Origin of the sequence: Paenibacillus sp. RC21, from assembly GCF_044907935.1 — a bacterium.
GTDB classification, from domain to species: Bacteria; Bacillota; Bacilli; order Paenibacillales; family Paenibacillaceae; genus Paenibacillus; species Paenibacillus terrae_A.
The window spans coordinates 270,384-290,466 of the sequence record NZ_JBIYCS010000004.1 but is presented as its reverse complement, the minus strand read 5'-3'; the positions used below and the strand labels follow the sequence as shown (position 1 = coordinate 290,466).

The 20,083-nt window shown below is 49.2% G+C and carries 21 protein-coding genes and 1 riboswitch; of the genes, 19 read left to right on the top strand and 2 right to left on the bottom strand.

Features of this window, described 5'->3' with window-relative positions:
• Window positions 1-16: 16 nt before the first annotated feature.
• Window positions 17-1,126 (top strand): GerAB/ArcD/ProY family transporter, encoded by a 1,110-nt coding sequence (locus ABIA61_RS14885; RefSeq protein WP_404519377.1) that lies wholly within the window; start codon window positions 17-19, stop codon window positions 1,124-1,126.
• A complete protein-coding gene (locus tag ABIA61_RS14880; protein WP_283653684.1) occupies window positions 1,123-2,247 on the top strand; it encodes a GerAB/ArcD/ProY family transporter in 1,125 nt (374 codons plus the stop codon). The genes ABIA61_RS14885 and ABIA61_RS14880 overlap by 4 nt, the downstream gene beginning before the upstream one ends.
• On the opposite strand, the gene ABIA61_RS26640 is transcribed toward ABIA61_RS14880, so the two are convergent.
• Entirely contained in the window at window positions 2,158-2,475 is a 318-nt protein-coding gene (locus ABIA61_RS26640) for a YczF family membrane protein (RefSeq protein ID WP_283657419.1), read from the bottom strand. The genes ABIA61_RS14880 and ABIA61_RS26640 overlap by 90 nt on opposite strands.
• A 186-nt stretch (window positions 2,476-2,661) precedes the next feature.
• Here ABIA61_RS26640 and ABIA61_RS14875 point away from each other — a divergent pair, with 186 nt between their 5' ends.
• The 6 genes from ABIA61_RS14875 to ABIA61_RS14850 all read left to right on the top strand — a co-directional run bounded on the left by ABIA61_RS14875 (window position 2,662) and on the right by ABIA61_RS14850 (window position 7,971).
• Window positions 2,662-3,057, top strand: a complete 396-nt coding sequence (locus ABIA61_RS14875) for a Fur family transcriptional regulator (RefSeq protein WP_044644373.1) — start codon at window positions 2,662-2,664, stop codon at window positions 3,055-3,057.
• Window positions 3,033-3,872: a winged helix-turn-helix transcriptional regulator gene (locus tag ABIA61_RS14870; protein ID WP_283653682.1), complete on the top strand. Its 840-nt coding sequence runs from the start codon at window positions 3,033-3,035 to the stop codon at window positions 3,870-3,872. The genes ABIA61_RS14875 and ABIA61_RS14870 overlap by 25 nt, the downstream gene beginning before the upstream one ends.
• Before the next feature lie 145 nt (window positions 3,873-4,017).
• Window positions 4,018-4,431 (top strand): BlaI/MecI/CopY family transcriptional regulator, encoded by a 414-nt coding sequence (locus ABIA61_RS14865; RefSeq protein WP_014278583.1) that lies wholly within the window; start codon window positions 4,018-4,020, stop codon window positions 4,429-4,431.
• Between the two features lie 3 nt (window positions 4,432-4,434).
• Window positions 4,435-5,295, top strand: a complete 861-nt coding sequence (locus ABIA61_RS14860; protein ID WP_283653681.1) for a M56 family metallopeptidase — start codon at window positions 4,435-4,437, stop codon at window positions 5,293-5,295.
• A gap of 120 nt (window positions 5,296-5,415) precedes the next feature.
• Entirely contained in the window at window positions 5,416-5,823 is a 408-nt protein-coding gene (locus tag ABIA61_RS14855) for a DoxX family protein (protein ID WP_044644376.1), read from the top strand.
• 156 nt (window positions 5,824-5,979) lie between these two features.
• Entirely contained in the window at window positions 5,980-7,971 is a 1,992-nt protein-coding gene (locus ABIA61_RS14850) for a methyl-accepting chemotaxis protein (protein ID WP_404519379.1), read from the top strand.
• Window positions 7,972-8,067: 96 nt separating this feature from the next.
• Here the strand turns inward: ABIA61_RS14850 and ABIA61_RS14845 are convergent, their stop codons facing one another.
• Window positions 8,068-9,048, bottom strand: coding sequence for a DMT family transporter (locus ABIA61_RS14845; RefSeq protein ID WP_404519380.1), 981 nt, complete (start codon window positions 9,046-9,048; stop codon window positions 8,068-8,070).
• Between the two features lie 179 nt (window positions 9,049-9,227).
• Here ABIA61_RS14845 and ABIA61_RS14840 point away from each other — a divergent pair, with 179 nt between their 5' ends.
• The 11 genes from ABIA61_RS14840 (at window position 9,228) to cobJ (ending at window position 20,022) form a co-directional block, all read left to right on the top strand.
• Window positions 9,228-10,085, top strand: a complete 858-nt coding sequence (locus tag ABIA61_RS14840; protein WP_283653677.1) for a LysR family transcriptional regulator — start codon at window positions 9,228-9,230, stop codon at window positions 10,083-10,085.
• A 69-nt stretch (window positions 10,086-10,154) separates the two neighbouring features.
• Entirely contained in the window at window positions 10,155-10,868 is a 714-nt protein-coding gene (locus ABIA61_RS14835) for a pirin family protein (protein WP_404519381.1), read from the top strand.
• Between the two features lie 15 nt (window positions 10,869-10,883).
• On the top strand, window positions 10,884-11,219 hold the full coding sequence (locus ABIA61_RS14830) for a hypothetical protein (RefSeq protein WP_283653675.1): 336 nt from the start codon (window positions 10,884-10,886) through the stop codon (window positions 11,217-11,219).
• Window positions 11,220-11,377: 158 nt separating this feature from the next.
• A complete protein-coding gene (locus tag ABIA61_RS14825) occupies window positions 11,378-13,003 on the top strand; it encodes a spore germination protein (protein WP_283653674.1) in 1,626 nt (541 codons plus the stop codon).
• Entirely contained in the window at window positions 12,997-14,226 is a 1,230-nt protein-coding gene (locus ABIA61_RS14820) for a Ger(x)C family spore germination protein (protein WP_349361884.1), read from the top strand. Before ABIA61_RS14825 ends, ABIA61_RS14820 begins: the two co-directional genes overlap by 7 nt.
• Complete coding sequence (locus tag ABIA61_RS14815) at window positions 14,219-14,443, top strand: hypothetical protein (RefSeq protein ID WP_044644384.1); 225 nt, start codon at window positions 14,219-14,221, stop codon at window positions 14,441-14,443. Before ABIA61_RS14820 ends, ABIA61_RS14815 begins: the two co-directional genes overlap by 8 nt.
• Before the next feature lie 41 nt (window positions 14,444-14,484).
• The gene (locus tag ABIA61_RS14810) at window positions 14,485-14,670 is read left to right on the top strand and encodes a hypothetical protein (protein ID WP_349361883.1); all 186 of its coding nucleotides are present in this window, start codon (window positions 14,485-14,487) and stop codon (window positions 14,668-14,670) included.
• A gap of 104 nt (window positions 14,671-14,774) precedes the next feature.
• Window positions 14,775-15,947 carry a GerAB/ArcD/ProY family transporter gene (locus ABIA61_RS14805; RefSeq protein ID WP_404580935.1) on the top strand — a complete coding sequence of 391 codons (1,173 nt, stop codon included), beginning with the start codon at window positions 14,775-14,777 and terminating at the stop codon, window positions 15,945-15,947.
• Between the two features lie 107 nt (window positions 15,948-16,054).
• Window positions 16,055-16,900 carry a uroporphyrinogen-III synthase gene (locus ABIA61_RS14800; protein ID WP_404580934.1) on the top strand — a complete coding sequence of 282 codons (846 nt, stop codon included), beginning with the start codon at window positions 16,055-16,057 and terminating at the stop codon, window positions 16,898-16,900.
• A 171-nt stretch (window positions 16,901-17,071) separates the two neighbouring features.
• Window positions 17,072-17,626, top strand: a complete 555-nt coding sequence (locus ABIA61_RS14795; RefSeq protein WP_404580933.1) for an LOG family protein — start codon at window positions 17,072-17,074, stop codon at window positions 17,624-17,626.
• A 57-nt stretch (window positions 17,627-17,683) separates the two neighbouring features.
• Window positions 17,684-17,869: riboswitch (cobalamin riboswitch) on the top strand.
• Between the two features lie 314 nt (window positions 17,870-18,183).
• On the top strand, window positions 18,184-20,022 hold the full coding sequence (gene cobJ, locus ABIA61_RS14790; protein ID WP_404580932.1) for a precorrin-3B C(17)-methyltransferase: 1,839 nt from the start codon (window positions 18,184-18,186) through the stop codon (window positions 20,020-20,022).
• Window positions 20,023-20,083: the final 61 nt, after the last annotated feature.

Below are 20,083 nucleotides of genomic sequence, written 5' to 3'. Positions count from 1 at the left end.
GGGAGGAGGCAAGGCGATGAAAAAAATACAAATAGATGCGATAGAGATAATTTCCCTCATGATTCTATTTGAATTGGGAACGTCTATGATGTCCATTCCTGGAAGGGATGCGGGCAAGGATGCATGGCTGGCTATCCTCATCGCTACAGGGCTTGGGGCCCTGCTTTTTCTGTGCTACGGCAGCCTTCACAGACGCTACCCCAATTTGCTTATGACGCAATACAGCAAAGTTATCATGGGCAGAAAGGCAGGAGGCGTGATTGCTTTTTTGTATATTGTTTTTTTTATGTACGGTGGGGCACGTGATCTTCGAGATACGGGGACACTGATTGCCGATCGGACACTCCCGCATACACCGTTAATCATCATCAGTGCTCTGATGATCGCGCTTGTGATGTACGTGATGCATTTAGGGCTTGAAGTGGCGGGGCGAACAGCGATTTGGCTGCTGGTCTTTATGCTGGTACTGGGGCTCGCAACGAATGTAATGCTCGTGTTGTCCGGCATTGTGGACTGGGGGAATCTGCTGCCTATTGCCCAGCATGGCTGGCAGCCGATATGGCGGGTGATTTATTCACAGGCCTTGATGCTGCCGTTTGGTGAGATGGTTACCTTTACGATGATTCTTCCCACATTAAAGAAAGACTATCGTGCCAACGGCGTTGGTGTTTCCGCTGTGCTGCTGGGGGGCATCATCCTGACCATAGTTGCGCTGGTAAACGTACTTTCACTCGGAGAGGACGTGTTCCAGCGGGCCACGTACCCGATACTATCCACGATCAGCAAGGTGGAAATATCGGATTTCATCGACAGGGTGGATGTTATTGGGGTCATGACCGTTATTATCTTTGATTTTTTTAAGATCTTTATTTTCTATTATGCGGCGATAAAGGCAGCAGAAGACGTATTTAACACTTCTAGCCGCAAGTTGCTGCTGCCATTCGGAATAATTATGCTCATATCTTCGGTACTGATGGCTCAAAGCTATCAGGAGCATATTAAAATAGGCGATTTCGTGTTGAAATACATATTCCCTATATTTTCTGTATTTTTCCCGCTCCTGTTGCTAATGGTGTCCTGGTTTAAGAAGACCGAAAACACAACAAGGAAGGAGAATGCTTCGTGAATCATGGTCTTGGACACGTAAGGCTGGTCAGTACCGGGCAAATGCTCATTCTTATGTTCCATTTTCTGCTGGGAAATGCGGTCATTATCAATTTGGATAATGAATATGAACGGGATACATGGATTGCCCAGCTCATCGCTATGGGTGTCGGGATCGTATTGTTCCGAATGTATACCTACACAGCAGAAATGTTTCCCGGCCAAACGTTGACCACCTATGCCCGTAAATTGCTCGGGAATACGAGTGGAACAGCAGTGGGGATACTGTACATTCTGTTTTTTCTGTATTTAACCAGTAGAAATCTACGCGATGAGACTGAGCTGGTCCGTGTCTCCATACTGGAAAAAACACCAAGTATGGTCGTTGCCTTTCTGATGGTAATATGTGTGATTTATGTTCTCTGGCTCGGATTTGAAGTGTTGGCCCGCACTGGACAGATCTTTCTTTCGGTGGTGTTACTCGTCATTTTCTGGGGAACTACACTATTAATCTTATCGGGCAGCATTCATCTGGAAGAGCTGAGGCCTGTAATGAGTCAGGGCTTTAAGCCTGTACTCAGCTCAGTAATTAGAGAACGTTTGCCTTTTCCTTACGGTGAAATGATCTGTTTCATGATGTTTATCCCTTGTGTACATAAGCCTTCACAGATGACCAGAGCAGGTTATGTGGGCATTATAGCTGCGGGTATCGTTTTAGTTGAAGTCGCCATATTAAATGTAACCGTGCTGGGTACGGATATAACGGAGCGTTCTATCTTTCCATTATTAAGCACGTTTGCGAATGTCCAGCTTTCGGAATACGTCCAGCGTCCCGATGTCATTATACTGATGTCTGTACTGATCGGGGACTTTTTTAAAGTGGCTTTGTTCTTCTATGCATCCGCGGTGGGGATATCCGATATATTTGGTTTACCCTACCGAAAAACGCTGCTTCCCTGCGGTATCCTTGTTTTACTGTGGTCCCAGATAGGAACATCGAGCCTGAGCGAGCATTTTGAATTTGGACGGCAGTCCCTAATTTATATTCATCCATTATTTGTTTACATTTTCCCCATTCTGCTTTTTCTGATGGCTCTTGTGCGAAGAAGCAGAGTTAGAAGAGGGAACTCTCAGAAAACGTGACCATCGTGAGAAAAGGAATTGAAGTGCGTATCCAATTTGCTTTTTGCCCACGGTAACAAAGAGCAACAGCAGCATTCCTGCCAAGACGATATATTCGGATGGTCGCAGGGTGCCAAAAGCCAATGAAATAGAATCCCAAGGATTATGAATACCAAATAGCCAGTTCACCAGCAGATTGGTTCCGAGCATGAGTACCATAAAGAGTGTGAATATCCAGAGTATTTTCATAAAATATCCTCCCCGTGTGTATGAGCTGAACGTATATCTTGTATACATTGTGTTGCAAAGTGGCTCAATTTATCCGATCCCATTGACTTGAAATGAATTAGGATTTATACTTATTCTAAATTGATTTATTATTGTAATTATAAGTTGAGAATAAATATAATCTGCGATCGTTAAGGGAGATGCGGTATGAGAACTTTAAATTTAACTTCGCAGCGCCAAGCGGTATATGATGTGGTTCGTGAGGCCCACGATCATCCTACCGCAGCCGATGTTATGAACCGGTTGATGGAGCGCGGATATAATCTTGCCTATGGAACGGTATATAATTCGCTACGTTATTTAACAGATAAGGAATTGATCCGCGAGTTGAAGCTAGGGGAAGCTGCCAGTCGTTATGATGGACGAATGGATGATCATCAGCATATTATTTGTCAGGTATGTGGACGGGTAGATGAAGTGATGAGCGAGGTTCCACATGATTGGATCGAGACGGTTGCACATGAAACGGGATATACCATCGCCCATGCCCATGTCGTATTCGGAGGAGTGTGTAAGGAATGCCAAAGCAAGCGAATCAAATAACGAATCGTTTCACAGCAGCCGAGATGCCTAAACGGGTGAAGGGTAACTGGACAACGATGTTATCCGCTCCCTCTGCCCCTGCGTTACAGACGGTTCCTTCCAATGAGCCGTTGTACTGCCCGACTACACGCCGCATCGTTCTGATCAGCTCGGTTCCGGGTGTCGTTCATGGTTTGGTACGTACGTTGTCAGACGCGTGCTTTGATGTGATGGTGTTCCATCGCTGGGAGCCTGAAGTACAACGTCATTTGGGAAGCGATCTGCTGATTTACGATTTGACCGCTACCGATACACGGAGTGAATTACTGGATATCCGTAATCGTCTTGAGGCGGAACAGATGAAAGATACACCCGTTATGTATGTGATTCAGGATCGGATGGCTGTTCGTGCGCATGAGCTGCTTCCTTCGGAAGAGGTGCTGGTATGGCCGCTGGCTTCTAATCATATGGTGCATGACATTGAACGGATGATTGTACGTCATCCGGCAGCTTCCCGTCAGGCAACGCAAGGCAGCCGTCGTACGGTGTTCAAGGACATCTGGATTGACCGTGATAAAATGTTAGTATATAAAGAAGAGAATCAATTAAATCTGACCAAAACGGAATATGATTTGTTGTTGAAGCTGATTGATGCTCAAGGCAAAGTCATTTCTCGGGAGCAGATGATGCATGATATCTGGGAGACGGATTTTGTAGGCGGCAGCAATGTCGTGGATGTGCATGTTAAAAGCTTGCGCAAGAAGCTGGGCGACCGGCCTGCGGAGCCTGAATATATTGCAACGGTAAGAGGTGTAGGCTACAGATTGGCGGATTGAACTGAAGCTGATCAGGCTATGAATTGCCGCCGGATGGAGACATTCGGCGGATGTATATAAATCCCTTTGAAGAAACTGACATTAGGTGTGACGGTTGACTTTATCAGGATATATACACTACAATCGGTAGTGTGAGGTGCTTCTTATGAAACGACTGAATTTTAAAACTGGCGAAACCGGACTCAACCGATTTTTCGGACCTCTGGAAGCCAAAATTATGGATATTTTATGGTCCACTTCGGATCGGAGCATCAAAGAAGTGCAGACCGCGTTGGAGGGGGATCGGGACTTTAATTTCAATACGGTGATGACCGTGATGAACCGTCTGGTGGAAAAGGGAATACTGAGTAAGAGTATACGCGGGAGAACGTCTTTGTATCGACCGGTTTTGAGCAGGGAAGAATTCAGGGATGAACAGTCCAAGGAGTTAAGCCACGAACTGGTGGATGAATTCGGTCCACTCGCTGTAAATCATATGATTGATGCTCTGGAGGTGGCCGATCCTATGCTGATCGAACGTCTGGAACAAAAAATTAAACAATGGAAAAAGGATATATAGACGATGTGGAAAACACGTTCTAAATTACTGTTTACAGCAGGCGCCTTTATTTCGGGTTTCGCCCTTATACAGATGGGTATGTACGCCGGGCAGCATATTTTCGGCTGGAAATTGGATTTTAACGTGTTTCAGATTTGTAGAAGTCTGTTGCAGAACTATGGAATTGGCTACATGGTGGATGCCCTCAGTGGACTCGTCTTTCTCACCTTTGGGATTGCCGGGGTAGAAGCGATACGGCAGTGTATGGCCACAAGGGCGGCTTTCCGCAGACTGCGCCGGATGCGTGACCTGCCGCTGACGGAGGCACTGGGTGAACGATATCGTGAACTGGGAGCCGACCGGATTTGGGTCATTGATTATGCCAAGCCTGCCGCTTTCACCATGGGATTATGGAAGCCTCGCATTGTATTATCCTCCGCATTGCTGTCCCTACTGGACAAGTACGAGGAAGAGGCTGTCATATACCATGAAGCGTATCATATGAAGCATTATGATCCATTAAAGACATGGTTGCTGCAAATGTGCGCCACATTGCTGTTCTACTTGCCGGTGCTGCGTCATATTACCAACCATTATAAGATAGCCCGTGAAATTTTGGCTGACAATGAAGCAATTAAACGCACAGGTTCACCAATGGGAATTGGAAGTGCATTGCTCAAACTGCTGAGAATGACGCCCGCGAATGCCCATCTGGTGAATTCCGCCGCTTGTTCCTCTTTTGCAGAAACGTCCATTAATTATCGGATCTCACGTATTCTAGACCCTCAGCAAGAGCCGGTAATCCAATTGCCCTGGCGTTCGATTATGTTATCCAGCTATGTGCTAGTGATGCTGACGCTTATGTTTGCCCTGGCGTTAATGTAGTTTGGCAAGATATATCCTAATGGGTGGCGCTTTATGCGCTACCGATTATTGATGCATAATACACTACATTTTGTAGTGTTGATTACCTAATCTGTACACAAATTAAGAGGAGATGAGCATATGAATCAAACACTTACGAATATTGGATTACTGTTGGTACGAATCTTTACAGGGGTTATTTTTATTGTTCACGGTTCACAAAAATTTCAGGGATTAGACGGTACCTCAGGTTTCTTCCAAAGTATCGGACTTCCTGGATGGTTGGCTCCTGTGGTCGCTACAGTTGAGCTAGTTGGCGGTATTGCGCTTGTCCTGGGCATTGGGACACGACTCGCCGGGGCAGCATTGACCATCGTTATGATCGGTGTATTGCTGACTGCTAAAAAAGGACAGCCCTTTGGCTCGATTGAATTTGATCTTCTGGTTCTGTTCGCCAGTCTCCAGCAAGCGTTGGTTGGCGCACGTTTTCTTTCGCTGGATCAGTTGTTCAGCCGTAAAAAGCATGAAAGCAGTAACGTACAGGTCTAAATGATCATATAACCGCGTCCTTAGTCTCAGGGCGCGGTTTTTTTATTTTGCTCATTTATGAAAATTGGATGTAAATCATTTGCTTTATTTAACCGATATAACTTCCATCGAGTGTAATTTCAAAAACATAGCTTTTCAAGTAAAGGGGAAAAACACATGGAAAAAATGCGAAAGAGAAAAACCATTTGGACACTCAGGAACAAGCTGATTTTAGGATTTTTACTTGTTTTGTTGTTACCAAGCTTAAGTATATCTATCGCGACCTATAAATCATCATTTAATGCTATGGAGAAACAGCTCTACAGCAGTGCAAATCAGGGGGTAGCGACGGCCAACTCAATTATTGAATATGCAATCGCCAGTAAAATTAAAGATGCGAGTTATTTGGCGGAGCGCCTCGACAGATCGATGATTGACGGTCGAAATAGTCCGTTGATTCAGCCTGAGCTGATCCAATACAAAGGCTTACACGAAGATGCGAACGATATTTTTGTCGGTACAACAGAGGGCTTGATGATTCGCGGCGTACCCAAGGAGAACGAAGGTACATTTGATCCCCGCAAACGACCATGGTACATCGAAGCGATGAAGCAGCCCGGTAAGGTGATGATCACCCCTGTCATCATCAATTCTTCGGGTATTCCTGTTGTCGTGGTATCTCAAACGCTCTCCGACCAGTCCGGTGTTCTCGGAATCTCTCTGAATCTGGAAAGTGTACGTAAGCTGGCTTCCATCAAAGTGGGGCAGGAAGGGTATATCGTCATTATGGACCATACGAAAAAATTTGTGGTCCATCCTACGGCTAAACCGGGTACATCTTCTCAGGAAAGCTTTATTAATACGATGTACACTGCGTCGAGCGGAAACTTTAACTACGTGCATGATAATCATGAGAAATATTTGACCTATGTAACGAATGAGGATACCGGCTGGAAAATTGCAGGAACCTTCCATCAATCTGAAATTAGCGATGCCACCGCTGCCATGCGTTACGTAACTATTTTCGTGCTGGCAGCCTCGTTGGTGATTGCGCTTGTTGCGATTTTCCTGATCACCAGTTCGGTTCTGGTGCCGATCCGCAGGCTGCAAAAATCGGCAGAGCGAATCAGTGAAGGAGATTTGACGGGAGATCTGGAAACCGGAAAAACAGATGAGGTTGGCGAGTTATCTTCCCATTTTCAAACGATGGTGGACAGTTTACGTACGATGATTCGAAGCGTACACGAAACAACAGATCGGGTAGGTTCCTCGGCAGAGGAGCTGGCTGCGGGTGCAGATCAGACGACCAAAGCCATCGAGCATGTCACCATTGCTATTCAGGATGTAGCCGTAGGCAGCGAACGTCAGGTTCAGAGTGTAAAATATGGCTCCGGGCGTATGGAGGAGCTTGCCCGGCAGGCTGAGAATGTATCCGAGCGAATGATGGGCGTATCTGAGAATGTGAAGCGAAATGCCGAGTCAGCTCAAGAGGGCAGCAAGGCAGCTACGCAAGCTGTACAGAAGATGCATGACATCGACGAGACGGTTAATGATCTGGGACAGGCGATGGATTCTCTTAGCGAGCGCTCCGGTGAAATTGTGAATATTATCAGCGTTATATCCGGAATTGCTAAACAGACGAATCTGCTGGCACTGAACGCGTCCATTGAGGCGGCACGCGCCGGGGATCATGGTAAAGGGTTTGCTGTGGTTGCGACAGAGGTACGTAAGCTGGCCGAGGAATCGGCCAAATCGGCTACCTTGATTTCGCAGCGTATTGATGCGATGCAGGTGGATATGAACCATGCTTTGACAGCTATGCATCAAGCACGGACACGAGTTACGGAAGGAATTGATTCGGTAAGCACGTCGGAGCAATCCTTTGCAGAAATTAGCCATGCCGTGGAACGAGCGATGGAGCATATCAATGACATTACCGGAGTGACACAGGAAATGGCTCGGGGTGCGTCAGGTGTCGTGAGTATTATGAGCGATATTTCCCATATTTCGAACGAGGCAGCGGGCAACACGGAGTCGATCTCAGCCGCCGCTGAGCAGCAGCTCGCTTCTATTGAGGAAATTGCTTCTTCCTCAGCGGACCTAAGCCAAATGGCAGAGGAACTGCGCGAACTGGTCGGACGTTTCCAAGTGGAAGGAAAAGATCAATAAAACGATAAAAGCGCCCGGATACATGAGTTTATCTCATGTCCGGGCGCTTTTTTTTACATGCATTTTGCCACAACTTCTTTGTCGTAGGTACAAAAATTATCTTTGGAATGACTTGCGACGATCCAGCCGAAAACGCATGCGGCGCGGACTGTCGGAAGTGCGTAGAGAACTTCTCTGAACCATATTGTTGAGCAGCAGCGCGAAAATGACCAGCAATGTCCCGTACAGTTCAAAATGGCTGATGGTATAGCCTTGGAAATACATAAGCACCAGTGTGGTAATCGGTACAAAGTTAATAAACAAAATTCCGTTCAGTGGTGACAGCATTCGGATTCCGGCATTCCAGCTCAGCAAGGCTGCCAGCCCCGGAAGCAGGATCATAAAGCTCATTTCATATTTGACCGACCATACATGCTGCCAGTCTGGTACCGCAACCCAGTTGAAGGCGGAGGCGGTTGTGACGACTACAAAGGAAACCAGAGTTCCGAGCAGGCAGGTTAAGGTAGAGTATCGAAGAGTGGACCACCCTGCAAAATGGCTGCCTCCCATGGAATACACGACCCACCCAATCACCCCTGCGAAAATGAGCAGCAGCGGCAGCAAATGCTGTCCGGCGAGTGTGAAAAAGGTCCATTTTCCGTTTGTAATCACGAGTACAGCTCCAGCCAGTGCGATCATCATACTGATCAGTGTGTATTTTGGCGGCATTTTACGGGTCATGACCCATATCATCGCAATCGAAATCATCGGCATCAGCACTTCCATAATAGAAGCTACAATGGTACCTGCTGCACCCATCGTGTGCTGTCCCTGGAAAACGGCCATATTATAAATGGTAAATCCCATCGTACCAAAGAACAGCAATGTCTTGCCCTTGCCCTCAAAGCGAAAAGCAGCACGTCCCTCTTTGAGCCACAATAGCACGATCAGTATGAGCGTAACCGAAAAATAACGTAAAAATGAAAAGTACAGCGGATTGACTTGTTGCAATGCAATGTGCGAAACCGGAAACATGGCCCCCCAGGACATACTGGCGATCAGGCACAATAAAGATCCGGTCATGATTTGTCTATTCATGGTGAAAGAAAGCTCCTCCTTGCCGGCCGCAGCGGACATATCTTATGGACACATCATAATGGATAGGGAGCTGTTGGTAAAATGATTGAAAATAAACGTTATCATCATTTAAAATGATAATAAGTGACAAGGCACGTCAATTTTGATGGCCTTGTCCTTCACGATAAGGGGGAGCAGTAGTGGATCTGAACGACTTAAACATTTTCCAGACGGTGGCTGCTCATGGCAGTGTCAGCAAGGCGGCAGCCGAGCTTAGCTATGTCCAGTCCAATGTAACGGCCAGAATCAAGCTACTGGAAAAGGAGCTGCAAACGCCTTTATTTTATAGACATAAGCGGGGCATGATCCTCAACGCGGAGGGCAAGCGTCTGTTGCAATATACGAAAAGCATTTTGTCGCAATTCGAGGAAATGAAACATGCGTTTCAGAGTACCTCAGCGCCCTCGGGGGTGTTGGAGATAGGAATCGTGGAGACAGTGATCGCTCTCCCGGCGATTTTACATGCTTACTATAGCAAGTACCCGGATGTCGAGCTGTCCCTCAAGGCAGGGGTTACGGAGCACCTGGTACAGGAGGTTGCGGAGATGAGGCTGGATGGTGCCTTTGTGACCGGACCGGTGAAGCATCCCCTCATTGAACAGTTGGATGTGTTTCAGGAAAAGCTGGTCCTTGTTTCCCAAGGAGATGACTTTTCCGTTGAGGATGTAACGACCCGTCCGCTCCTTTTATATAAAAAAGGCTGCGGCTACCGTGGGCGGCTGGAAACCTGGCTCAAGATGGAGGGCATTATTCCCAAGCAGATTATGGAGTTTGGAACATTCGAGACGATTATCGGCAGTGTGGCGGCTGGCATTGGAATGACGGTTTTTCCTGAATCCTCGATCAGCGGGCTGGCTGCCCGGGGTCTGGTGCATTGTCATGCAATGCCTGAGCCGTACAACGAAGTGACAACGGTATTTATCCGTCGTAAGGAAGCCTATGTGACCAGTACCTTGCAGTCTTTTATGGATGAAATTATCGCCCAGACGGGGGCATAGCTTTATCGTTGGGGCTCAGGTACAATGAAAAAGATTTGATCTCATTTTTCTTCCTGAAGGAGGGCTACTATGTTCACAATATATCCGGCTGCTTCCCGATTCAGCTTCGATAAGGGATGGCTGCGGGGCAGTCACAGCTTTTCATTCGCGGAATATCAGGATGATAACAATACAGAGTTTGGTCCCATGCGTGTCTGTAATGACGACGTGATCGCACCGGGACGAGGCTTTGGGGCGCATCCGCATAGTGATATGGAGATTGTCTCTATTGTGCTGTACGGCGAGCTGCGTCATGAGGACAACCGTGGACATGTGGAGGTGACGAATTTTGGAGGTATCCAGCGGATGTCCGCAGGCCACGGGATCATCCATACGGAGCACAACGCTTCGCAAACAGAGGATGTCAGTCTGCTGCAATTGTGGTTTAGCCCGCTTACGAGAGGACTGGAACCGTCGTATGAAGCTACTGCGTTCAACCCGGATCGTTTGCATGGTCAGCTTCTGCCTGTTGTTGCCGGGAAGCGTGTTCCGGGCACGGATGGCGAAATAGCTGCGATTAATCAGGATTTGACGATTTATTTAAGCAAGCTTCAGACCGGAGAGCGTGTGGAATTCACACAGTCCGAGGGGCGACGCGTGTTCTTGTTTGTTATCGAAGGCTCACTGCGTGTGAACGGTGAACATATGCTGAACGGGCGCGATTCGGCCCGCATTGAGCAGGAGCCGAAGCTGTCGCTGGAGGCACAGGAGCCTGTCTTTTATATGCTGATTGATTTGCCCTAAAAGGAGGTGCGCGCAATGGCGCAGCAGGAAACATGGCTGATCAAGCATGCCGTCACGGGTCGCAGCTTTGCTGACAGCCGCAAGCAGACTTTGGATTGCCGTTTGGAATCGGCGGACGGCGTGTTTCGCTTCACGCTTCAAGAGCTGCCGCGTGAGGCAGCGGTGGAGATTGTGCGTTATAGCAGGGAACTGAATGTATTCCGTTTTGTAACGCCAGAGGACGGAGCCATTGTGAAGCATTGGTATTACGTTAACCCGGAAAGCGTGAAATATAATGATCAGACAGGGGAGCTTACGTTCGAAGCTGGTTCTGAGATTGAGTACCATCCTGACGAATATTGGGGAGATTAATCACCATTTTATAATGATGTTTTCGGAGACTCTGCATGATTGCAGGGTCTTTTTGTCATCTATTCAACATGCTGAGACTGTTGGATACATAATCCTGCGCAGGCTGGTACATCCTACATGTCATATACCTGATCGGCCATTCGTAGAGGGGGATAACGATGAAGAAAGTTCACTTTCCCAAGCTGCCGAGATTACCGTGGAGCCGGCGCACGATTCCGGCTGCAGATCGCAAGACACGAAATTACGATGCTCTTAAAGGACTGCCTGAACCATCATGGCTGGAACAGCCGTTACGGAGCAGTCTGGAAGACAATTTGACTGCTTTGCGTGATATTTTCAAGGATTGCTCTGATATCGTCTATCGAGAGCTGATGATTTCCCCTGAACGCAAAGGGATGTTGGCTTATATTGAAGGCACGGTGAAATCGGAGGATTTGCAGGATCATATCCTGCGACCTTTCATTTTGGGCATGATGCTTAACGACCCCGAGGTAAACGGAACATTAGATCCGCTGGATGAAACTCGGATTTCCATGTCCCAGACCAAAACGATGGATCAATGGAAAATGGTCTCGGCGGCGATACTGGACGGCAATGCCGCCTTGTTCGTAGACGGTAAGTCTCGTGCGTATATCTTCAGTGCTAAGGGAGGCGTCCGCCGTGGCGTGGAGGAGCCTCAGACCGAGGCGGTTATTCGTGGGCCGCGTGAAGGATTTACCGAGACCCTTCGTGTAAATACCGCTTTGCTGCGATTCAAGCTGAAGACCCCCAAGCTCAAGATGCACAGCATGACCATGGGAACAGAAACCCAAACAGGTGTTGTACTTACCTATATTGAGGGCATCATAGATCCGAAGCTGGTGGAGGATGTAAAAAAAAGGCTTAGCGATATCGAAATAGATGGTGTGCTGGAGACAGGATACATTGAGGAACTGATTGAGGATCACCCGTTTTCACCGTTTCCGGAAATGGAATACACGGAACGTCCGGATACGGTTACCGCGCAATTGCTGGAAGGACGTTTTGCCATTTTTGTGGACGGTACGCCCTTTGCCCTGATTGGGCCAGTCACGATGTGGCAGATGATGCAAGCGAGCGAAGACTATTACGAGCGTTTTTTCATCAGTAACATGGTGCGCTGGATTCGGTTTCTTTTTCTCATATTAGCCCTCTTTTTACCTGCATTATATGTAGCGGTCACGACCTATCATCATGATATGCTGCCGACGACGCTCATCCTGAGCATTGCGGCGGCGCGTGAATCTATCCCTTTCCCCGCCTTGGTGGAAGCATTGATTATGGAGATTTCCTTTGAGGCGTTACGGGAAGCGGGGATTCGTCTCCCCAAAACGGTCGGCCAGGCTGTCAGTATCCTCGGTGCACTTGTTATCGGTCAAGCCTCTGTACAGGCGGGAATTGTGTCGGCACCGGTGGTTATTATCGTGTCGCTCACAGGTATTGCGTCGTTTACTATTCCGCGTTTTAACTTTGCTATTACGGTCCGCATGTTACGGTTCCCGATTATGCTGATGGCAGGTGTGTTCGGGCTGTTTGGAATCATTATCGCGACCACACTGCTCGCTACACATTTAACCAAGCTAACGTCGTTTGGTGTGCCTTACATGAGCGGGTATAGCCCATACAATCACATGGACCAAAAGGATATCGTCGTTCGTGCGCCATGGTGGAAAATGACCAAACGTCCTTCCTGGATTGGAAAAGGTAACAACAAACGAGCGAAGGGAAACATGAATGGATCGCCCACAACCGAGGAGGGATGGTAATGAAGAAGCCCAAAGAGTCTGATGCAGGGAAAGTACGTAAAGCGGCTGTGCTCAGCTGTTTGCTGCTTTGTTCTGTTCTTTTGGGTGGATGCTGGGATCGCCGTGAAGTGAACGATGTAGCCTTTGTAATGGGGACCGGGTTGGATAAGGAAGGGGATCAATACCGTGTAACGATGCAAATTGCTCTTCCCGGACAACTCGGATCTTCGGGAAGCACAGGAGGCGGTGGAGGTACTAGTGGAACGAAATCCTATTATCTGGAGTCCAAGATAGGTCCAAGCTTCCGGGGAGCAAGCACTGAGGAACAGCGAGGGGTTTCACGAACGCTGAATTATTCCCATCGGCGGGTGCTATTATTCGGCGAGGCACTGGCACGTGAGGGGATCAGCAAAATGATGGATGTGCTGGCGCGTATTCCGCAGAACCGTCTGTCTTCGCTGGTCGTCATAACGAAGGGCTCGACGCTGGAAGTGCTTCAGGCGGATGCCCCGATTGAGCAATATCCAGCAGAGATGGTGCGTGAGCTTAATTACTCATATATGAAAAAACCTCGCTCCATTAAATTGCTGATGAATTCAATCCTGATGGATGGTATTGACCCGGCTGTGCCAGTGATGTCTCTCGTAAAAAATGGTCCCGCCAACATAAAGGACAAGAAGACGAATATTCAGGTGGATGGGCTGGCTGTATTTCGCAAAGACAGGGTAACGGGGATTATAGATAACCATCTAAGCCGGTTTCTGCTATTGGGTATGGAGCAGGCTAAGGATACGGAGATATTCATCCCCCCTCCTAAAGGTGCTGGTTATATATCCGTTCATCTCATCGAAAATAACGTCCATATCAAGCCTCATATTCAGGGGGATGATATTCGAATGACCATTCGTCTGAACTGCAACGGGAATGTAAGAGAGGATGAGACCACTTTCGATATATCCAATGGGGAAAATTTGAAGTGGCTGGAGCAGCAGGTTGCCGAAGAGATCAAGAAAGAGCTGGGTGAGGCTGTCCGGGTTATTCAGCAAAAATATCATTCAGACATACTTGGCTTTGGCCGGGCTATCATTATGAGTCGTCCAGATGAATGGAAACGGATTAAACCTCGATGGGAGCAATTGTATCCCAAGGTGGAGGTCACCATAAATCCGATCGTGCATATTGAGAATATCGGTGCGGTCACCAAACCATTCGGGATCAAAAAGGAGGACATCCAAAATGAATAAAGTATTTTTGTTGCCTTTGGTGCTGGCTACGCTGTTCATGTATCTGATTGACCGCAAAAGTCTGAAATCTGCACCTGCAGTCAATCGCTGGGTCTCACGCGTATTGTATGTCATTAGCATTGGTATCTGGATATACGGCACCTCGACAAAGAGTTCCGTATATGTGGCCACATGGCTAAGCCGTTTCATTGACATGTGGATCCCTCCTGTGTTGTAAAGAGAGCAAGATGCCTGTGGGGAAAAAGGGGGATCTCGTGCATGGAACAGTCCACAACCAGGCAAATCATACTGCTCAGTGTGTTGCTTGAGACCAATATAACCCTGTTACATGCTCCTTCACAGGCGGCAGCGTTCGCAGAACGACATGCCTATTGGACCTGCGTGGTTGCAGCCATAGTGCCTGTGCTACGACCCAAGCGTATAGGAGAAGAACGGGGGAAGTAGAATGAAGCAAGACTTGGAAATGATCCGGTTCATTGATATGCATACGTCGGCTGCATTGCAACGCATGTAATGGATGCCTGCGGCCAAAAGGAGGATGTACCTGTATGAAGCAATTCACAACCAGACAAATCGTGCTGCTTGGTATGTTGATGGAGGTCAGTATTACCATTGTGCATGCTCCGACGCAGGCAGCAGATTACGCGCATCAGCATGCCTATTGGACCTGTGCGATTGCTGCCATCGTAATATGCTTGCCGATCTGGGCGATGTTGAAGCTTAAGCGGCGTTTTCCGGATCAGGATCTGCTACAGGCCATAGTCAGCTCTCACCCCGTGCTAGGGCGTATGCTGCTTGTGGTTTATATTATTTTATTCCTGATCATTTTTGCACGAGATCTGAGAATTATTACCGATCTGGTTGGAATTGTACTTTTGCCGCTGACTCCGATTGTCGTCATATCCCTTATTATGCTGCTGACCTTAACGTTCATGGCTAAGGGCGGTATAAGCACGATTGTGAATATGGCGGAGATTTTTGTACCGTTGTCGGTTCTGACGATGCTGACGATGCCGCTTGTTTTCGGGCGTAATATGGATTTTTCGGCACTGAGACCGATTTTGCACCCGGATGTAAATGGAGTTATCAAAGGTAGCTGGCGTATGCTCGGATATATGGCAGATATTATGCTGCTGCCTTTTGTGATTTCGGGAAAAAGCTATGGTCCCCGGAGCGCGTGGCTAGGACATTTGACCGGAACCGCTTTTATGATCATCATGGTGCTGCTGGAGGAGCTGGTTATTGGAGTTCCTATCTTGTCGCGGCTGTTTTATCCATCGTATGAACTGGCGCGTCAGTTGCAGTTAACCGACTTTCTGGATCGGTTCGACTTGTTTGTGGCTGCACTGACTGTACCAACCCTGCTTACAAAGATTGGTGTTGATCTGTACGTTACCAGTTTGGCGGTAAAGCGCATGTTTGCCCATACACGGGGGAGTCTGATGGTTTGGCCCGTAGGCTTGTTGGGTTATGTCTGTTCCTTTATGCTGTTTTCTAATATCGTCCAAATTTATGATTTTAGCCGGGAGTGGACGATGGTGATGATTATTTTCTTTGTCTTCATGCCTTTTGTGCTATGGCTGCTGCTCCGACCCAAGCCTGAAGAATATAACGAATATCATAAGCCATCTGGAGAGAAGCAGGATAGTACGAGTCAGCAGGATAGCACAAGCCAGCAAGAAAGCCAGCAGGCAAGCAGAACAGAACAAGCTAACTTATAAGTTTACTGTATTCATAGGAAAAAGAATTCTTATTTGTCTTTCAGCCCTCTAATTGTATACTTGGTAGAAAGGATTATGACTTCGATTTCTACAAGGGAGGGAACAGGATGGCACAACGCATGGCAGGCAAGAGAGTTGCTCTTGCCGGTCCCCGTAAAGCAGACGAAATGGCGCTGCTGGTTACAAAAATGGGGGGCGAGCCGGTGCTGCGTCCGGCCCAGGGCACAGTTTTTCTGGATGATATTGAGCTGCGCAATGCGGTTGTATCGTGGGTGAAGCGGCCGCCGGACTGGAACATTTTTACGACAGGTATGGGGCTGGACGCGCTGTTCGATATGGCGGAGGATATGGGCGTGGCGGAACAGATTATGGAGCTGCTGCTAGGTTCAAATATTGCGGCGCGGGGCTACAAGACGGTCAATGGACTCAAAAAGCGTGGCTTCACGCCAGATGTACGAGACGAGGATGGAAGCTTGACCGGGTTAACGCGTGCTTTTGCGCCGTATGATCTGAAGGGGAAGGAAGTGCTGTTGCAGCTGCATGGTGATCCGGCCCCACGGCTGGTGAAGTGGCTGGACGAGCAGGGGGCAGTAACTCGGCAGGTGCTTCCTTATAAGCATATTCCACCAGAGGAAGCGAATTTGCAAGCGTTGCTGGCGGATATCGTGAATCGTAATGTTGATGCTGTTACGTTCACCAGCGGTCCACAGATCCGCTTTTTGGCTCAATATGCGAGGGACCAGAAGCAGATGGAAGACGTGCTGGAAGCTTTTCGCCAGGATGTGATCGCTGTGTCGGTAGGCAAGGTGACGGCGCAGTCCATTTTGGAGGAAGGGATTGAACGGATTGTGTTTCCGGTGGAGGAACGAATGGGCGCTATGATGGTGGAGCTGGGAAGATATTTTGAGCATAGCGCCTCGGTGCACGGCTGCGGTCTTGAAGTTGTGAACTGAAAACTAACCCATATCCTTGCGATAAAGGGTAAAATGAAGATAAGGGCCTACAGGGTCTTTATCTTTTTTTGTTGGAAATGCATCGACAGAAGTTTTTGTTATAGCGAAAATATTTATTTAATATAATGAAAAAGCCTCGATGCGGGATACCAGAACAGGAGCTGAGACGTTATGAATTCCATTTGTGTATTTGCCGGGTCCAGACCCGGACATTCATCGGTATATCTTCAGGAGGCAGGCAAGCTTGGAGAGGCTATGGCCCGGCATCATGTTCGTCTGATCTATGGAGGCTCCAGCAAGGGGCTGATGGGCGAGGTCGCGGATGCGATGCTGGCAGGGGGCGGTCAGGTCACCGGGATTATGCCGACCCTGTTATTCGATGCAGAGATTATTCACCGGGGAGTTACCGAATTTATTGAGGTGGCGAGCATGCATGAACGCAAAGCGGTGATGAGCGAAAAGGCTGACGCATTCATTGCCCTTCCGGGCGGATTGGGAACATTTGAGGAGCTATTCGAGGTGCTGTGCTGGGCGCAAATCGGCATTCATCGCAAGCCCATCGGGCTGCTGAATGTGAACGGATATTTTGACCCGTTGGCGGAAATGGTGCGTCATAGTGTGCGCGAGGGATTTACCGGAGTTGACCACCCAACGCTGCTGAGTATCTCTGCGGACCCGGACGAATTGTTGCATATGTTAAAAAATAAGGCAGAGAACTTGAAATAAAGCGTTTTTCATGCTTGCGCAACTGATTGAGCCAAGGTTATGATAAGACCCATAATCAAATAGCGGACAGACAAGGTGCCTTTGCGATGGAACGAAGGGTAACAGGGAATCGGGTGCAAGTCCCGAGCGGTCCCGCCACTGTAAGGAAGAGGATTTTTTCAGACGTCACTCGTAAGAAAACGGGGAAGACGAAAAAATCTGTTGATGCCGAGCCAGGAGACCTACCTTGATCTGTATGCACCGTTAACCTTCGCGGAGAGGATGGGTGTACGAAATCAGGAAATCAGGCGCACGCTGCTTTTTCCATGTTGCTTACAGGTTTGCGTGGAGCTGAACGTGCAGAAGCGTTTCAAGCGTGAACAGGCAGATGGAAAGCAACGACACGATGGCGGAAGACAAGAAGTGTCTTCTTATGCTGTGTCCGTCTGATGATACGATGCGTACATAGGAAACCCATCCGGGCAGGATGGGTTTTTTTGAGTTACAGGATGTCCATATACAAGTGAAATAGATAGAAGTGTGGAAAACATAGCCTAGATTTAAGAAGGAGGATAACGATGAGCCAATTAGGAAAATTGCTCGTGATTGGATTCGGACCGGGGGATATGGAACATATCACCAAACGGGCGCTGGATGCGCTGGCCGAGAGTGAGGTCATTATCGGCTACAACACCTATGTGGATCTGATCCGTCCGTTGTTGAACGGACAGGAGATTGTGCGCACAGGGATGACAGAGGAAGTGAGCCGTGCGCAGGAGGCGGTTCGACAGGCGGAGATGGGCAAGAAGGTAGCCGTCATTTCCAGTGGAGACGCAGGCGTATATGGCATGGCCGGGTTAGTGTACGAAGTGCTGATGCAAAAGGGGTGGCGTCGTGAGGACGGGGTTGAGGTAGAAGTCGTGCCGGGAATATCGGCGATTCAGTCCTGTGCTTCGCTGTTGGGTGCGCCCGTCATGCATGATGCATGCACGATCAGTCTGAGTGACCATTTGACCCCTTGGGAAACGATTGTGAAACGTGTAGAAGCGGCAGCTTCGGCAGATTTTGTCATTGCACTGTACAATCCGCGCAGTGGTCGGCGTACACGCCAGATAGTTGAGACGCAGTCCATTTTGTTGCGCTACCGTGATCCGCAGACTCCGGTCGGGTTGGTCAAGAGTGCTTACCGTGACCGTCAGCAAGTCGTAGTGACGACGCTGGAGGACATGCTGAACCATGATATCGGTATGCTGACGACCGTCATTATCGGCAATTCCTCGACAATGGTGTATGACGGCCTGATCGTGACGCCGCGCGGGTATCAGCGCAAGTATACGCTGGATGCGTCCGAGCAGGCGCTGAAGCCGCATCAGCGGCTCCGCACGGAAGCGGAGCCGTGGTCGCTGGGCGCGCAAGAGGATCGCGCGTTGAATGCGTCGCAGGCGGGCGCAGCACCCGCAGTGCCAGCCCCCGCGGGTGCTGGCGGGACCGCGCCCGCGCCTTCCGCGAGCGGTGCTGCTGCGGCGGTTGCCACGCAGGCACGCCCGCAAGCGGTGGCTGCCGTGCAGGCCGCGCCTGCGGCGCAAGCCGGGGCGGTCCCGGCATCGCTGGCAGCGGAGGCGCTGAGCCGCCTCGCTGCGGGCGGTAAGCTGCCGGGCGAAGCGAGCGCACGCTGGAACGGGCAAGCGCCCGCCGTGAGCGTCGCTGGAACGGCAGCCGTGGCCGGAGCGGTGGCTACGGCCGGGACAGCGACAGGCAGCTTTGGCAAGCCTGCGCTGTTTGAGGTGGGCGTTTCCCCCGGCGTGGGAAACAAGAAGTTCACCGCTCGCCAGATGGCGCTGCTCGCCGAGGTAGCGGGTGATGAAGGCGAGCTGGAGTACACGCCGGATCACCAGATCGTGCTGCGCGTGCCGTGCGCGGACCCGGAGGAGCTGGTAGGGCGGCTGCGGGATGAACGATTCATCGTGATGCCGATTGGCGATGTGTTTAAGGTGAAGGCGTGCGACTTCTGCAATATGGAGAAGGATGACGCTGTGCCTGTGGCAGAGCATCTACAGGTTGTACTGGGCGGATTGCAGGCACCCAAGGAAACGAGCATTGCTTTGAACGGCTGCGGTATGGCCTGCTATGGAGCGGTGCTGGAGGATATCGGGATTGTGTACCGCAAGGGAGGATACGATCTGTTCCTCGGCGGCAAAAAATTCGGACGCAACGCTCATGCCGCTCAACCTGTGGCAGAGGGCATTCCGGGGGATCAGATTACGGATATCGTTGAGAACGTCATCGCTGAATATAAGGAAAAAGGGCATCCGAACGAGCGTTTTCATAAATTTTTCAAGCGTGTGGGCGTGGTAGCGGGTTTTCGGCATGAAGATGCGCCTGCAATAGTGGAAGTGAATGCCGTTTGTGGTGATTAATGGGCTAGAAAGCCTGTTTTTATGGATGTAAGCATATAGATAAAATAGGGCGTCTTGCAGG

Coding starts and splice junctions, on each gene's coding strand:
- ABIA61_RS14885 (WP_404519377.1), top strand. CDS start 17: ATGAAAAAAATACAAATAGATGCGATAGAGATAATTTCCCTCATGATT.
- ABIA61_RS26640 (WP_283657419.1), bottom strand. CDS start 2,475: ATGAAAATACTCTGGATATTCACACTCTTTATGGTACTCATGCTCGGA.
- ABIA61_RS14875 (WP_044644373.1), top strand. CDS start 2,662: ATGAGAACTTTAAATTTAACTTCGCAGCGCCAAGCGGTATATGATGTG.
- ABIA61_RS14870 (WP_283653682.1), top strand. CDS start 3,033: ATGCCAAAGCAAGCGAATCAAATAACGAATCGTTTCACAGCAGCCGAG.
- ABIA61_RS14865 (WP_014278583.1), top strand. CDS start 4,018: ATGAAACGACTGAATTTTAAAACTGGCGAAACCGGACTCAACCGATTT.
- ABIA61_RS14860 (WP_283653681.1), top strand. CDS start 4,435: ATGTGGAAAACACGTTCTAAATTACTGTTTACAGCAGGCGCCTTTATT.
- ABIA61_RS14855 (WP_044644376.1), top strand. CDS start 5,416: ATGAATCAAACACTTACGAATATTGGATTACTGTTGGTACGAATCTTT.
- ABIA61_RS14850 (WP_404519379.1), top strand. CDS start 5,980: ATGGAAAAAATGCGAAAGAGAAAAACCATTTGGACACTCAGGAACAAG.
- ABIA61_RS14845 (WP_404519380.1), bottom strand. CDS start 9,048: ATGAATAGACAAATCATGACCGGATCTTTATTGTGCCTGATCGCCAGT.
- ABIA61_RS14835 (WP_404519381.1), top strand. CDS start 10,155: ATGTTCACAATATATCCGGCTGCTTCCCGATTCAGCTTCGATAAGGGA.
- ABIA61_RS14830 (WP_283653675.1), top strand. CDS start 10,884: ATGGCGCAGCAGGAAACATGGCTGATCAAGCATGCCGTCACGGGTCGC.
- ABIA61_RS14825 (WP_283653674.1), top strand. CDS start 11,378: ATGAAGAAAGTTCACTTTCCCAAGCTGCCGAGATTACCGTGGAGCCGG.
- ABIA61_RS14820 (WP_349361884.1), top strand. CDS start 12,997: ATGGTAATGAAGAAGCCCAAAGAGTCTGATGCAGGGAAAGTACGTAAA.
- ABIA61_RS14815 (WP_044644384.1), top strand. CDS start 14,219: ATGAATAAAGTATTTTTGTTGCCTTTGGTGCTGGCTACGCTGTTCATG.
- ABIA61_RS14810 (WP_349361883.1), top strand. CDS start 14,485: ATGGAACAGTCCACAACCAGGCAAATCATACTGCTCAGTGTGTTGCTT.
- ABIA61_RS14805 (WP_404580935.1), top strand. CDS start 14,775: ATGAAGCAATTCACAACCAGACAAATCGTGCTGCTTGGTATGTTGATG.
- ABIA61_RS14800 (WP_404580934.1), top strand. CDS start 16,055: ATGGCACAACGCATGGCAGGCAAGAGAGTTGCTCTTGCCGGTCCCCGT.
- ABIA61_RS14795 (WP_404580933.1), top strand. CDS start 17,072: ATGAATTCCATTTGTGTATTTGCCGGGTCCAGACCCGGACATTCATCG.
- cobJ (WP_404580932.1), top strand. CDS start 18,184: ATGAGCCAATTAGGAAAATTGCTCGTGATTGGATTCGGACCGGGGGAT.